Origin of the sequence: Paenibacillus sp. 2KB_22 (genome assembly GCF_052115745.1) — a bacterium.
Classification (GTDB): domain Bacteria; phylum Bacillota; class Bacilli; order Paenibacillales; family Paenibacillaceae; genus Paenibacillus.
In genome coordinates this window covers 36,267-49,847 of sequence record NZ_JBFRHG010000006.1, presented here as the reverse complement: position 1 = coordinate 49,847, position 13,581 = coordinate 36,267, and the positions used below count along the sequence as shown (strand labels likewise).

Genomic DNA, 13,581 nt, shown 5'->3' with positions numbered 1-13,581 from the left:
TTGTCAGGTATTATTGCAATGCAGACTCAGCAAGGGATGTACCAACATTAACGAACATGACAGACGCTATTAGGCGAGATACAAAGGTTGTGAGATTCTAACGAACCTCAGAGATGTTATTGACCTGAAGGAGTGTATTTGAAGCTAATTCTAGTCTGTACATTTGAATATAAGGTTTCTGATGTTCGTTAGCGTTCGGACCTACCCGCGAGTTGCCTTGTCGGAAGCTGAAGCTGAGGAAATAAAAGTAGACGTTAAAAAGGGTTGACCTGAGGGAAAGCGAGCTGCGAGCTATAGTGGAGTTGGTCGCTCGTGCAATCAATGGAAGAGCAGGAAGGAGGGCATGAGGGTTATGCCTTCTTTCCTGCTCTTGTAATTTACACGTACAATGGCGAATGCACTGACAAATGTACTGACAAATGAATCGCATTATACAACGCGGCATCTGAACCTGACATTACTTTGTTACACTGCTCAGCTTAAATGCTCCGTCCGTCAGCTTATTCGTATTGGCGAAGTCCACGCCAGGCTGAGTTGTTGATGGATCGATGATCGCAATCGCGATATCATAGGTGCCAGCAGCAAGACCGGAGACCGAAATGGAGTCGGTCAAGGTGTAGGTACCCGTTTTCCATGTGGTCAGATTAACGTTTGCAGTTTTCTTCGCAACAACGGTATTGCTGCTGCGAAGTTGAATCTCAACCGGCCAAGCAAACGGGAAATGCTGTACGCCTTTATTTTCCACCTTAATCGTTGTGGTAAACGTGCTTCCGCTAATGGTCGATGGATGCGATATTTCCTTCACGACAAAGTGGTAACCCATTCGTTTCTTGAGTGCATCAATATTGGCCTGTAATGCATGATTCAGAGGAAGCGAAGCAGGGGAATTCGGTCCCAGCCAGCTCGGTTTACTAAGCTCCGTTTGACGCAGCGTTTCCGTGAAGCCGCTACCGGTGGTTAATGCCGCAAGCATGCCGGAAGCTCCCCCATAAAATTCACCACCAGAGATTCTGGTTTCCCAGAAATTCGGGTGTCCTGGTTGCTGCTGGCCGATGTCATCCCAATAGCCATTCTGGGTGCCCGTGTACCAACCCCAATCCGCATCGAAGCTGTCTTTATGTCCAAACACATCGTTGAACATGCCCATAACCATGCCTTTATTGTTGGTTTTCGCCAAGGCGATACTGCGGCGGATCAGAACCTGCATTTTGTCCTCTTTGCCAGCAAAGGCATCAATGTAATGCTGAACATACTTGTTCGAGATGTCATTGGTAGGGAAAGCGCCTGTGTAATTGGTTTCACCATTGGGTCCGACATAAGGCCACGTATGGAATTCTCCCCAGTGTCCGAGGGAACCAATCTGGACAAAAGCGACCGGACGATCGTTGGTGTTGTACCTTGCCGCAATGGCTTCGATGGCTAATTGGTGCCGTTCTTGCAGATAGGTGGAGTTGTAGTTGGGGGAGAAGCCCATGTTGTTGCCTGTACCCATGCCTCCGGTTGTATCGTTGTATACGGTTCCGGGTGATTCTCCACGGGCAACCATGTCATTGTAGAGCCAGTCGGGAATATCCCGATGAGCCTGTCCTGTCGGGCTGTCCAGAATGAAGCGAAACACCACTTTGACGCCTTTACTTTTCCAGTAGGCAAAATTATTGGCGGCTTCAATCGCACTAAAATCATATGTGCCTTTGGTGGACTCTAGCTCCTTCCAGGTTACGCCGGCATATACGAGCCTGTGTGGCTGTGCATATGTCGTGCTCTTGGCCGAAGGCGCCCAACCTTTGAATGGATTGTTGAGTGGGCTGTCGAGCTCTACAGGATTCACCACGGTATTGTTCCCCGTACCCCCACCCGATCCAGACGAGGTCAGGAGATAAGCGGGCAGTGTTTGTCCAGCTGCGGGCAGTCTGGATGTATCCGAGCTGTTATCGATATACCCGACTTGCACTGTACTGCCTGCACTGATTTGCAGTGTCGAGAGAGGTATAGCAACCTCGATGATGGAGGAGCTACGGTAGAATTGGGAGCTGGTTAATGTGCTGTTGAAATTCCAGCTCCAGTCGGTCCCGCTGCCGCCATAGCGGTATAATCCCGTATTTTCAAGGAGCCACTCCACACCTGTAGTCCCCCAGCCCGCAGCCTGGTAACCGGTTGAAGTATTGTTATCGGTGTTAATCCAGAAGTTGCCCATCGCCGTACTCAGACCTGAGCCTTGAACGAGCAGATAGAGGTTGGTCCCATCATTAGTTACTTTGAGCGTCTGGGCTGTGCCACTATTGGTCATGAGAGCACTAACGCTGCTCCAGTCGCTCACATTGCCATCAATGGTAATGGTTGCAGCAGAGGCTTTGGGTAAGGCTCCGGCAGGTAAAAGCAGGGTTATCATGAGGACAAAAGCCAAAAACAGCCCAAAACTCCTCTTACTTCGATCAAATAATCTTGTCATGGTATACCTCCTGAATAATGGATAATGGATGATAAATCGTTCTGTCACACCTGCATGTCATGAGGGAAAGTTAAGGAAGCTCAACTCCTTTCGAATCCGCATGGAGCGGCACGATAATGACGTTGTATGTAAGAATCATGGTAGTAAGTGAGGATAAACAACTGAAAAGATGAAGGAATTAGTTTGCGGCAAATATAAAATGTGATATAAGTTCTTGAATTCTGCGCCTAAATTGCATTATAGGTGATGAATAAAGGAGATTCAACAGATTTTTTTCCAGAATTTATTGAGTTTTCTATTGAAAATAAGAGTATACCATTGAAAAATGAACAGAAATTTTTATAAGTTTAATGTTATTTTTGCCGCAATAAAAATAGAATTACATTAAATTATATGACATATAAGTAAAAATGTAAACGCTTAAGTTACGATAAATGCAGAGTTAAATAGTTTATTTGTATACAAAAACGCTTAAAAATATGTTGCGGCAAAATAATTAAAAATTTAGCCAAAACCAATTGACAAGCAAATAAAACTATTTTACTATCGTTACATAGTCATCGTCTTGTTAGATTTCTTTACATCGAATCGGTGTCAGGGCATTTGCCGCAAATTTACGAGCAACGGAGAGTGTAAGCATGGGGAAGATAAAAATGGCTTTTATCGGTGTAGGAGACATGGGGTCACATCATTGTATTGGTTTTGATTTGCTCGAAGAGAGTGAGGTTCGTTATATCTGTGATATGAATGAGGCCAATGTTGCACGTACGCTGGCTGAACTCAAGAACAGTAACCCCACTATAGTTAGTGATTATCATGAACTGCTTGCCAAGGAAGATTTGGATGCGGTGGTCATCAGTGTGCCGAACTATCTGCATCGTGAAGTAGCGGTCGCTTTTTTGGAAGCTGGCAAGCATGTATTTCTGGAGAAACCGGTCGCCCATACCATTGAGGACTGTGATGCCATTATAGAAGCGGCGGAAGCCTCGGGACGGGTATTGCAGATCGGATTGGTTTATCGGTATTCGAATCTGTATCGCCGAATGGAGAAGGAATTGGAGAACGGCCGTCTTGGTGACGTGAAATTGATGTGGTGCAAAGAATTCCGAGACCCGTTCCCACCTGCGGATTGGTTCTATGACAAAACCAAGTCCGGGGGAGCGATTGTAGAGAAGGATTGTCATCACTTCGATATTTTCAACTGGATGATCCAGGCGAAGCCTGTCCGTGTGTTTGCCTCTGGTGGTCAGCATGTCATGAAGCAAGGAGAGCGCAATCAGATTCAGAATTCATACAGTCACTATCCGACAAAAGAAATCTCGGATACCTCTATCGTCGATCATGCCTTTATCACCATTGATTATGATAACGGCAGCAAGGCCAATCTGGGCCTATGCATGTATCTGAAACCGCGCAATCTGATGGGAGAAGGGCTTGAGATTGGCCTGATCGGAGAGAACGGCGGTCAGATGGTGGCTCGCAATGACAAGACGATTGATATCGTTGGCGGGCAGGACTGGACGAAGGATCATCTGGAGATTGATGTGACGTCGGATTCCATTATGGGCGGTCATACAGGGGGACAGACTCAGCGTATTGATTTTCTGAAATGTGTACAGGAAGGCAAGCAGCCTTTTGCGAGTGCACAGGTTGGTCGTAATGCGTTGCTTATTGCCCTGGCGGCAGAGAAATCCATTTTGGAAGAACGGTATGTCTATTTAGAAGAAATTTCAGGCTGAGGGGTGTCATCATGAACAGGTTGAGAAAATATGACACGCTGCTGTTCTTTCTCTTCATTTTGCCTTGGATCATTGGATTTATGACCTTTTTTCTGATTCCTTTTGGAACCTCGGTATTCTATGCCTTTACGGATGCCAGACTTCCTGGAGCGACTAACTTCAACTTTGTCGGGATCGATAATTTTACACACATGATGGACGATCCCATCTTCTTGAAAAGTCTGCTGAACACGATGTATTTTGTAGTATTTGGTGTTCCGATTGTTACGGCGGGCATGCTCGGTCTGGCGATGCTGCTTAATTTTAATGTCAAAGGAATTGCCTTGTTCCGCACCTTCTTCTATTTGCCGACCCTGGTGCCGATTGTGGCAACGGTCATAATCTGGCGGCTGGTATTCAACTCCGAATTTGGCATCTTGAACGCTGGACTTGGCGCACTTGGTATAGGCAAAGTGGACTGGATTGGCGGAGAGCATACGATTAAGCCGGTCATCATCATGCTTCAGGTCTGGATCTCCGGCAGTGGGGTACTGATCTTCCTGGCTGCACTGAAGAATGTACCCAGACATCTGTATGAAGCGGCAGCCATCGATGGTGCCAGCGGGGTTCGCCGATTTTTCCAGATTACGCTGCCGATGATCAGTCCTTCCATTCTGTTTGTCATCATTATTCAGACCATGTATAACTTTCAGATGTTTACGGAAGCACTCCTGTTATCCAAGGGTGGTCCGAACTACTCCGCCTATACATTTGTCTACAATATCTACAAGTCGGCCTTTACCGATCTGAAATTCAGCATGGCGATGACACAGTCCATTTTCCTGTTCGCCGTGATCTCACTTGTCACCCTGATCCTGATGAAATTATCGAACCGCTTTGTGTATTACGAGGGAGAACGATAGGAGGAGAGTTACATGAATAGCCGAAAAATAGCGGTAAAAACGTCCCAATATACGTTGCTGATCGCAGCGTTAATGCTATTCGCAGGGCCTCTTGTATGGATGCTCTCGACCATGCTGAAAACCAAAGCGGAAACGTATAAGGTACCTCCAACCATCCTGCCAGACACATTCAGTCTGGAAGCCTTTGAACGGTTGTTCGCTGTACAGCCGATGATGTGGCAGTGGATTCAAAACTCATTGTTCATTTCCTTTTTTGTTGCAGCGGGAGCGGTGGTGTCCAGTTCACTTGTCGCTTACGGTTTCTCTCGCTTTGCAAATAGATACCGGAATATGTTGTTCCCGGTTGTACTCGTTACGTTGATGATTCCCCCGTCCATTATGATGATTCCCTCGTACGTCCTATTTTCCAAGTTAAACTGGATTGACACCTGGTTGCCGCTCATTGTGCCGGCCTGGCTCGGAGGCGCCTATTATATCTTCCTGTTTCGTCAATTCTTCATGACCATTCCCCAGGAGCTGGATGAAGCTACATATCTCGATGGCGGCAATCGCTGGACGGTATATGCACGAGTGATTATGCCGCTGTCCAAACCCATCATTATGACAACCATCATTTTTGCCTTTGTGAATTCCTGGCTCGATTTTCTGGGGCCGTTCCTGTATATCAAAAATGCAGAAATGTTCACCCTGAGCGTAGGCTTGCAGCTCCTCATTGGTCAGACGAGCCAGGATCTGCCGGCACTTGCGGCGGGAGCATTCATCAGTATTGTTCCGATCGGCCTGCTATATCTGTTTGCACAACGTTATATCGTTGAGGGGGTGGTGCTCACGGGCACCAAAGGGTAGAGAGGCTGCCTGCTTTCCGGTTTTCAGGTGAACAGGACTTATTGATATGACTTAAAGGGGAGCTGTGTATATGAGAGCGAAGAGCAAACGGTTATTCAATGTGTGGGCACTTGTACTTGCAACAATGGTGGTCATCAGTGGATGTGCGAATGGAGGATCGTCGGAAAATGCCAACTCTGGAGGTTCCGGAAGCAGTGAAGGCTCAGGCGAGCCGGTAACCATCACGTACTCACAATGGGGGACGGCAGAAGAGCTTCATCGTACACAGGAACTGCTGGATCAGTTCATGAAGGCCAATACCGATATTAAGGTCAAACTGGAAGGCAAGGATTGGGGCAGCTACTGGGACGGACTGACAGCGAATGCGGCGGGGGGTACACTGCCGGACGTGTTCAAAACGAGTTATGCATACGTGGAGAAATACGCCGAACTGGGTATTTTCAAGGAATTGGATGGCTTGCTGGCGGAAAATCAGTTTGATCTGAACAATGTGGACAAAAGTCTGCTGGGTCTCCACCAGTATCAGGGTAAACAAGTATCCTTACCTATCGATGCCAACGTCATCGTATGGTATTACAACAAAGCGATCTTTGAGAATGAAGCCACGAATCCTCATGATGCTCCCGTTCCTTCGCTCGAGCCCACATGGGATGAAATTACCGATATTGCAACCAAGCTGACGCTGGATAAGAACGGGAAAAGCGCAGACGAAGCGGGTTTTGATGCCGGAAACATCAAGCAGTGGGGCTTGTCCATTTCACCAGGATCAACGATGGATTGGTTTCTGGAGCCGGAACTGTGGTCCAATGGTGCGAAGCTGGTGAATGATGATGGTTCCCTTGCGCTTGAGACACCTGAAGCGATGGAAGTGCTGAACTATTTTATCGACTTGACCAAAAATAAAAAAATCAACACCACACCTGCACAGATTGAAGGTTTAGGTGGACAGGTGAATCTTGCGATTACGACATCCAAAGTAGCGATGAATCCGGGTGGCAGCTGGAATACAACCAACTATCAGGAGGCTGGGGTAGATTACGGCATCTCGTATTTACCAAAATTCAAAACAAACCAAACTGTTGTTCAGCCGGCAGGTCTTGCGATCAGTTCCAACACCAAGCATGAAGAGGCGGCATACAAGCTGCTTGCCTGGCTTGCGGGTCCGGATGGACAGACTGAACTTGCAAAGCAAGGATATTCCATTCCGGCTAACAAGGCCGCAGCGGATGCTTATATCGCTACTGTAGGTGAAGATAATAAAATCTTCCTGGATGCGCAGCAGTATGGCATTGTATCTCCATTTACAACCAAGAAAACCGATCTGGTCTGGACGTACGGCGAGCAATCACTTAAACTTCCGCTTGCCGGAGATGGTGATCTGAACGCAGCGCTTAAGGATTTGGCCTCCAAGATGCAATAAGCAGATAAAGAGGTGGAAATGCGTCATATGTTTTCTTAAAAAGGGTTAAAATTGCGGCAGTTATGGGGGACAGCAAGCTCCCTGACTGCCGCTATTATTTTATAAAAGACTGCGCCCGTGCACCATTTCATTGACTTCTGGTCAGTAGAAATATAGAATTATATTTGCCGCAAATTTGTGTTTTCAGAGATGGAATTGCCCCAATACGAATGGGGTTTAAATACATAGTTAGAGGAAAGGTGGGGACTTCACATGGCAAAATTGAAGGATATTGCAGACCGGGTTGGTGTATCGATCTCTACCGTTTCGCGCGTGATGAAGAACGATGTCAATCGATCGGTCAGCGATGAAACCCGCAAAAAGATCTGGGACACCGCTGAGGAGCTGGGTTATCGCTCACAGCGTCCGGCCAAGAAAAAGAAGATTGAACCTAAAACAGCTTATGCAATTGGTTGTGTGGTCGCCATTCCGCAGAACAAATACAACAGTCCTTATTTTTCAGTCATTATGGAAGGTATTGAGAAGCAGCTTGCTGAAGCGGGCATGCGGCTGGAATTTGTGTATAGCATCGAGAACGATGGAGATACCGTACAATTGCAATCTCTGGTGAAGGAACATCGGATTGATGGCATGATTGTAGTGGAACGAATTGACCCGGAAGCTTATCGCTGGCTCAAAGCCAATGTACGGACTGTTGTTGGAGTGGACATTACGGACCCGGACATTCCAGTCGTTGGTTATGACCGTGAAGAGGCGGCGAGAGAGGCCACGAATCATCTGATTGAGCAAGGACATCGGATCATTGCCTACATTGGCGGTGCGGAGTACAAGAATGATTTTCGTGAGGAAAAACGTTTCCTTGGTTACCAACGTGCGATGAATGGTGCGGGATTAACGATTGATGATCACTGGGTTATTGATGTGAAATGGGATGTTTCGCTGAGTTATGAATTGACCAAGCAGGCATTTACCAATAATGCGAATAGACCTACAGCCATTTTTGCCGCCAGTGATATGATGGCCATTGCAGCCATGCGCGCTGCAACAGAACAGGGACTCCGCATCCCGGAGGATATCGCCTTTTTTGGGGTGGATAATATTGAAATATCCGAATTCACCTCTCCGCCATTATCGACCATTCATGTACCCAAGTTGGAGATGGGCATGTTTGCGGTTAAGCAGTTGCTCGATTACCTAGATCATCAGTATGAAGTTGCTGTCAAAATGATCGTCCCATACCGCTGCATATTCCGCCAATCTTCCAATGGCAAAATAGAATAGCTTTCAACCCAAGAGTTCCCTTGTCCAAGTTGGACGAAGGGGACTTTTGGTTTAAGAGATTAATCGTAGATCACATTTTTCCCTTCTTCACTTAATTTCTTTAAAGAGGTGAGCATATGATTAATCTCTTCATCGGAGTGTCTTTCCCAGGAAGCTAATTCCGCTACTATTTTTAGAGGTGATTTAGATCGATATGAGCGTGTTGGGTTGCCGGGGAATCTTTTATCCGTTAAGTTAGGATCATTTTCAAAATCTCCTAATGGTTCTACAATGTAGATTCTTTCTCTGGCATTCGTTTTTGCTAACTCAGCACCCCACTTGGCAGCATTTAATGTTCCCGTAAAATAAATGTGGTTAGATTTTTTATCTTGGTAGTTGGATAAGTATTGCGGTTCTAATAAATCTCCAATGTTCAGTTCTGCTTTAGTACCATGAAAAAAGGGTCCATGATCTAAGACATTTTTTGGGTCATTCATACGGATGCACCTCTTTTTAGATTTGTATTTAGCAGTATAGTGTAGGAATCGCCAAAAAAACAGTCTATAAAAAACATGAAAATAACGTTACAATAGAAGTAGAGAGAATGATATTGAGCGGAAATTACCTATATAGGCTGAATTAAAGGGTATGGTTTGGCACGGAAAAATGAACTATTTGTCTTAAACGATATTTCAAAAAGCAAGGAGCAGACTGCACATTGGCAGTCTGCTCCTTTTTTATAGCATTCTGGACAACTTTCGGTATTCCCGGGGGGAAATGCCTTCATATTTGCGGAACATGCGGCTGAAATAATGAATGTCCGGGTAACCGCTTTGTACACCGACCGTCTCAATGGAATGATCGGTTTCCCGCAGCAACTTACGTGCCTCGCTTAGACGGATGGATTGAATGTATTCATTGGGCGGCATGCCCGCAATCTGTTTGAACAATTTGGCCATGTGATCCACACTCAGGTTTAATTGTTTGGCGATGCCCGAATTGGTCCACGGATTGGAAGGAGCGGCCTCTATATGTTTCATGACTTCAAGCAGCTTCTCTCCGTGTACCGAATCATGGCGTGGGGAGCTTCGCCAGGATGAACGCAGCAGATGGGTCAATATCTGAAGCATCAAGGCTTTGCATACCAGTTCATATCCCGGTGGGCGCATCGTAAATTCATGAACTAATTGCTCCATAAGCTGCACGGTAGCTGGAGAAGGGGTATAGGTCGGGTTGAAGGATAGCGGCGTCATGCCTTCTGCGCAAGCTTCCACTGCGAATTTATGATGCAGAACAGTCTCTTCGTTCACAACCATATCGGCCTCGGTCTGAATGGTCAATTCGTTGAAGAAATCAAAATGAATACCAATGAAACGTGCTTCCGGGCTGGAAACCACCTCATTCTGATGATAGACACCGGCAGGCAGCAAGATTAGCTGACCTGCCTTCAGAACATAGTGTTTATCGTTCATATAAGTTGCAGCTTCGCCTTGAGAGACGTACAGAAGTTCAAAATCATACAAACGACGCTTTGCCAGCTTGCCGGGAGGAAGGCTCTGGAATTGAGCATAATGCACGTTGGGGGACCATTCCTTGTAAGTGACGATTCGTTGCAGAGGATATATCGCTTGTTGCAGAGACATAAGTTCCATCTCCTTTTTCAATGAGATTGGGCCAAATAGATCGAATTAAAACTGAACGGAATTGTGCAAATAATCTCTTTATCTCCTAAATAAATAATCACATAATTTATTTATAATATATGTATTATCACATGTTCTTACGAGAGAGACAACATCACGGATTAAGCTAAAAAAGGAGAGGATGGACATGAACTCTCTCCCGGTGGAACGGAGCACGAGTTATTGCTGCGAACGACTCAGGTCCGTTGCACAGAATGGATCTCCCACGGCTGCGGATTGGGAGCGATGTGTTCCAGTGGAACTGGTGGACACGGTAACAGGCAGACCACCTCATCAATCTACAGAAGTTCGATTTGGCTGGAGTCCCGAATACTTGCATATTCGCTTTGTATGCCAGGATGATCACGTCGTATCTGATTTCACGGAAAGGGATCAGCCATTGTATGAGCAGGATGTAGTTGAACTGTTCATTGATGAACAGGGTGATGGCAGGAACTACATGGAACTTGAGATCAGCCCGCACAACGTGATATTTGATGCACTCATTCACAATAACGACGAAGGTTCAGCATTCCAGGCAGATGTAACCTGGCAGCTGAAGGGGTTGCAAACGTCTGTAGAAGTGGATCGTCAGGGCCATCGGGTGTATCTGATCCATATTCCAGCGAGTAACTTCAAGTTTCCCCTGACTAAAGGGGTGTGCTGGAGGGTCAACGTGTACCGTATTGATGAGAATGTACAGGGAGATCGGGAGTATCAGGCATGGCAGCCCACGGGGGCTGTAAACTTTCATTTGCCTGCCCGGTTTGGTTATTTTCAATTGGGATAGCTGTGCATCACTGAAGAACAGGTTTGTATATTTTGGAGGAGGGTATTCGGATGAAAAAAGGGATTAACATATGGTCGTTTCCAGGAGATGCCTCTATTTCGGATTGTATTCAGACGGCGAAGCAAGCTGGCTTTGAGGGGATTGAACTATCGCTTAATGGAGAAGGTGAACTGAGTCTGTCTGCCACAGATCAGGAGATTCGTGACATTCAGCGACGTCTGGAGGAAGCTGAACTCGAAATCGCGGGACTTGCAACCGGCTTGTACTGGGATTACCCGATGACGAGCGCGCGCCCGGAGATTCGCACGAAAGCACTGGATGTGTGTAAAAAACAGTTGGAACTTGCCGCGGCATTCGGTGTGGATACCATTCTGGTCATTCCGGGTGCGGTTGGTGTGGATTTCATTCCAGACAGCGAAGTGACGGATTATGAAGTTGCTTACGAACGGGCACAAGAAGCCCTTGCGCACCTGCTGCCGTATGCGAAAAGTGCTGGCGTATCCATTGGCATTGAGAACGTATGGAACAAGTTTTTGGTATCACCGTTAGAACTGCGTGCCTTTATTGATTCTTTTGGCTCAGAGTATATAGGTTCGTATTTCGATGTGGGCAATGTCGTACAGAATGGTTACCCGGAGCAGTGGGTTCGCATTCTGGGTCATCGGATTAAGAAGGTGCACTTCAAGGATTACCGCCGTCAAGCGGGAGGGCTTCATGGATTTGTGGATCTGCTGGCTGGAGATGTGAATTATCCGGCGGTGATGCAGGCATTACAGGCTATTGGTTACGACAACTACGTAACTGCGGAGATGATTCCGCCCTACACACATCATTCGAAGCAGATCATATTTAATACATCCAAAGCGATGGATGCCATTCTTGGACGTTCTCAGTAAAAAATTCGGATAACAACGGTTATTAGAGAGTAATAAATCTATTTTGATATGGGAGGTAGAAATATGTTAAAAGTAGGATTGATCGGTTTTGGGTTTATGGGACGTATGCATTTTGACAACTATGTACGCCTTGCCTCAGAAGGGGAACCCGTGGAATTGGTAGCCATCTGCGATCTGAGAATAGAGGAACTGAAGCACGGTAAAGCAGCCGGCAATATGGCAACAGAGCAAGAGGTATATGATCTCACACCTTATCGTTTGTACGACAATATCGACGCGATGCTGGAGCAAGAGGAACTAGATATCATTGATATTACGCTGCCCACACCATTGCATGCTGAATTAACATGTTCCTTGCTGGAGAAAGGCTATCATGTGCTGTGTGAGAAACCGGTTGCGCGCCATTCGGCGGAAGGCTGGAAGATGGCAGAAACCGCCAAAGCGACAGGCAAAACACTGATGATTGGGCAATGTTTACGCTTCTGGCCAGCCTATAGCTATCTGAAATCCGTAGTAGAAGACGGTCGTTACGGGGCGGTCAATGCAGGTTATTTCTTCCGCGGTTCGGGTTTGCCTCAAGAGTGGTTCCTGGATGGGGAGAAAAGCGGGGGCTGCATATTAGATATGCACATCCATGATGCGGATATTATTCACTGGGTGTTTGGCAAACCGGATCAAGTATCCACGCTCGCTCGTAATGTTATTCCGGGAAGCGGCTATGATACCGTGTCTACCAATTATGTGTATCCTGACGGAAAAGTACTGAATGCCCAAGCCGACTGGACGCTGGGGGGAGACTATGGTTTCTCAATGACGTATCGGGTGAATTTGGAACAGGGGAATCTGGTCTTTGAGAATGGTGAGCTGAAAGTAAATCCGAACCATGCTCCAGGCTTTGTCGCTGAGCTGTCACCCGACTCGGGATATTATCACCAACTCAAATATTTTATCCAGTCTGTTCAAGCCGGCACGCCTGTATCTGTATGTACACCAGAGAGTGCAACAGGCACGCTTGAGTTAATTGAAGCCGAGATACGTTCAGCAGATGAGCGCGGCACATTGGTTACAGTAAAGTAGGAGCGGATTGAGAAGTCCTACAGCTTGATATCGTTAATTTTCTGGAAAATACAACCATGACGGTATGTCACAACGTGGATATACTGGGATGAGATTGTTTTTCCGGGAGGCTGCCGTCTGTTTTGAAAAATCAAAAAGTTGCACATTGGCTTATTCTTTTCAATGGCGTATACGCGATTACGCTTTTACCGTATCCATTTTTTCTGTTGTTGAGTCTGTATACGTATGCCAACAGTCAATCGAGTGAACAGGTTTGGTTGGAAGATATCACTGCGAGTCTGTTAGCGACGTATCCAATCGGTGTGTTAGCATCGTTTGTCTGCTGGATTTTCTACCATGTTTATAAATTCAAGTGGGCCATTGTGACTGCTAATCTGTTTTTAATTTGGTTGGTTCCACTTGTGACCATTGTAATTATTTCTAGTACCATATCGTAAAAATGAAGAAGGGGCTGTCCCTGTATGAATATGACGGGACGCCCCTTTTAAGCATCAGTGTAATGACTCGTCGCCTCATTCGA

The 13,581-nt window shown here is 46.3% G+C and carries 12 protein-coding genes; 9 read left to right on the top strand and 3 right to left on the bottom strand.

The features are described 5' to 3' along the window. Positions 1 to 457 precede the first annotated feature (457 nt). A complete protein-coding gene (locus tag AB4111_RS25650; RefSeq protein WP_442033742.1) occupies positions 458 to 2,449 on the bottom strand; it encodes a DUF4832 domain-containing protein in 1,992 nt (663 codons plus the stop codon). A 638-nt stretch (positions 2,450 to 3,087) separates the two neighbouring features. Here AB4111_RS25650 and AB4111_RS25645 point away from each other — a divergent pair. The 5 genes from AB4111_RS25645 (at position 3,088) to AB4111_RS25625 (ending at position 8,637) form a co-directional block, all read left to right on the top strand. Next, positions 3,088 to 4,188 carry a Gfo/Idh/MocA family protein gene (locus tag AB4111_RS25645; RefSeq protein ID WP_442033741.1) on the top strand — a complete coding sequence of 367 codons (1,101 nt, stop codon included), beginning with the start codon at positions 3,088 to 3,090 and terminating at the stop codon, positions 4,186 to 4,188. A gap of 11 nt (positions 4,189 to 4,199) precedes the next feature. Continuing rightward, entirely contained in the window at positions 4,200 to 5,090 is an 891-nt protein-coding gene (locus AB4111_RS25640; RefSeq protein WP_442033740.1) for a carbohydrate ABC transporter permease, read from the top strand. A 12-nt stretch (positions 5,091 to 5,102) separates the two neighbouring features. Then, complete coding sequence (locus AB4111_RS25635; protein ID WP_253430872.1) at positions 5,103 to 5,936, top strand: carbohydrate ABC transporter permease; 834 nt, start codon at positions 5,103 to 5,105, stop codon at positions 5,934 to 5,936. 70 nt (positions 5,937 to 6,006) lie between these two features. Further along, on the top strand, positions 6,007 to 7,356 hold the full coding sequence (locus AB4111_RS25630; protein WP_442033739.1) for an ABC transporter substrate-binding protein: 1,350 nt from the start codon (positions 6,007 to 6,009) through the stop codon (positions 7,354 to 7,356). 252 nt (positions 7,357 to 7,608) lie between these two features. Further along, positions 7,609 to 8,637, top strand: a complete 1,029-nt coding sequence (locus AB4111_RS25625; protein ID WP_307539485.1) for a LacI family DNA-binding transcriptional regulator — start codon at positions 7,609 to 7,611, stop codon at positions 8,635 to 8,637. Between the two features lie 59 nt (positions 8,638 to 8,696). Here AB4111_RS25625 and arr read toward each other — a convergent pair whose 3' ends face one another. Together arr and AB4111_RS25615 are read right to left on the bottom strand one after the other, a co-directional pair. Next, positions 8,697 to 9,113, bottom strand: a complete 417-nt coding sequence (gene arr, locus AB4111_RS25620) for an NAD(+)--rifampin ADP-ribosyltransferase (protein ID WP_442033738.1) — start codon at positions 9,111 to 9,113, stop codon at positions 8,697 to 8,699. A gap of 240 nt (positions 9,114 to 9,353) precedes the next feature. Beyond that, the gene (locus AB4111_RS25615) at positions 9,354 to 10,259 is read right to left on the bottom strand and encodes a helix-turn-helix domain-containing protein (RefSeq protein ID WP_442033737.1); all 906 of its coding nucleotides are present in this window, start codon (positions 10,257 to 10,259) and stop codon (positions 9,354 to 9,356) included. Between the two features lie 187 nt (positions 10,260 to 10,446). On the opposite strand from AB4111_RS25615, the gene AB4111_RS25610 reads away from it, so the two are divergent. The 4 genes from AB4111_RS25610 (at position 10,447) to AB4111_RS25595 (ending at position 13,498) form a co-directional block, all read left to right on the top strand. Then, complete coding sequence (locus AB4111_RS25610; RefSeq protein WP_442033736.1) at positions 10,447 to 11,088, top strand: carbohydrate-binding family 9-like protein; 642 nt, start codon at positions 10,447 to 10,449, stop codon at positions 11,086 to 11,088. 50 nt (positions 11,089 to 11,138) lie between these two features. Next, a complete protein-coding gene (locus tag AB4111_RS25605; RefSeq protein WP_442033735.1) occupies positions 11,139 to 11,984 on the top strand; it encodes a sugar phosphate isomerase/epimerase family protein in 846 nt (281 codons plus the stop codon). 63 nt (positions 11,985 to 12,047) lie between these two features. Next, positions 12,048 to 13,061 (top strand): Gfo/Idh/MocA family protein, encoded by a 1,014-nt coding sequence (locus AB4111_RS25600; RefSeq protein ID WP_442033734.1) that lies wholly within the window; start codon positions 12,048 to 12,050, stop codon positions 13,059 to 13,061. Positions 13,062 to 13,183: 122 nt separating this feature from the next. Further along, a complete protein-coding gene (locus tag AB4111_RS25595; protein WP_442033733.1) occupies positions 13,184 to 13,498 on the top strand; it encodes a hypothetical protein in 315 nt (104 codons plus the stop codon). The last annotated feature ends 83 nt before the right edge of the window (positions 13,499 to 13,581 follow it).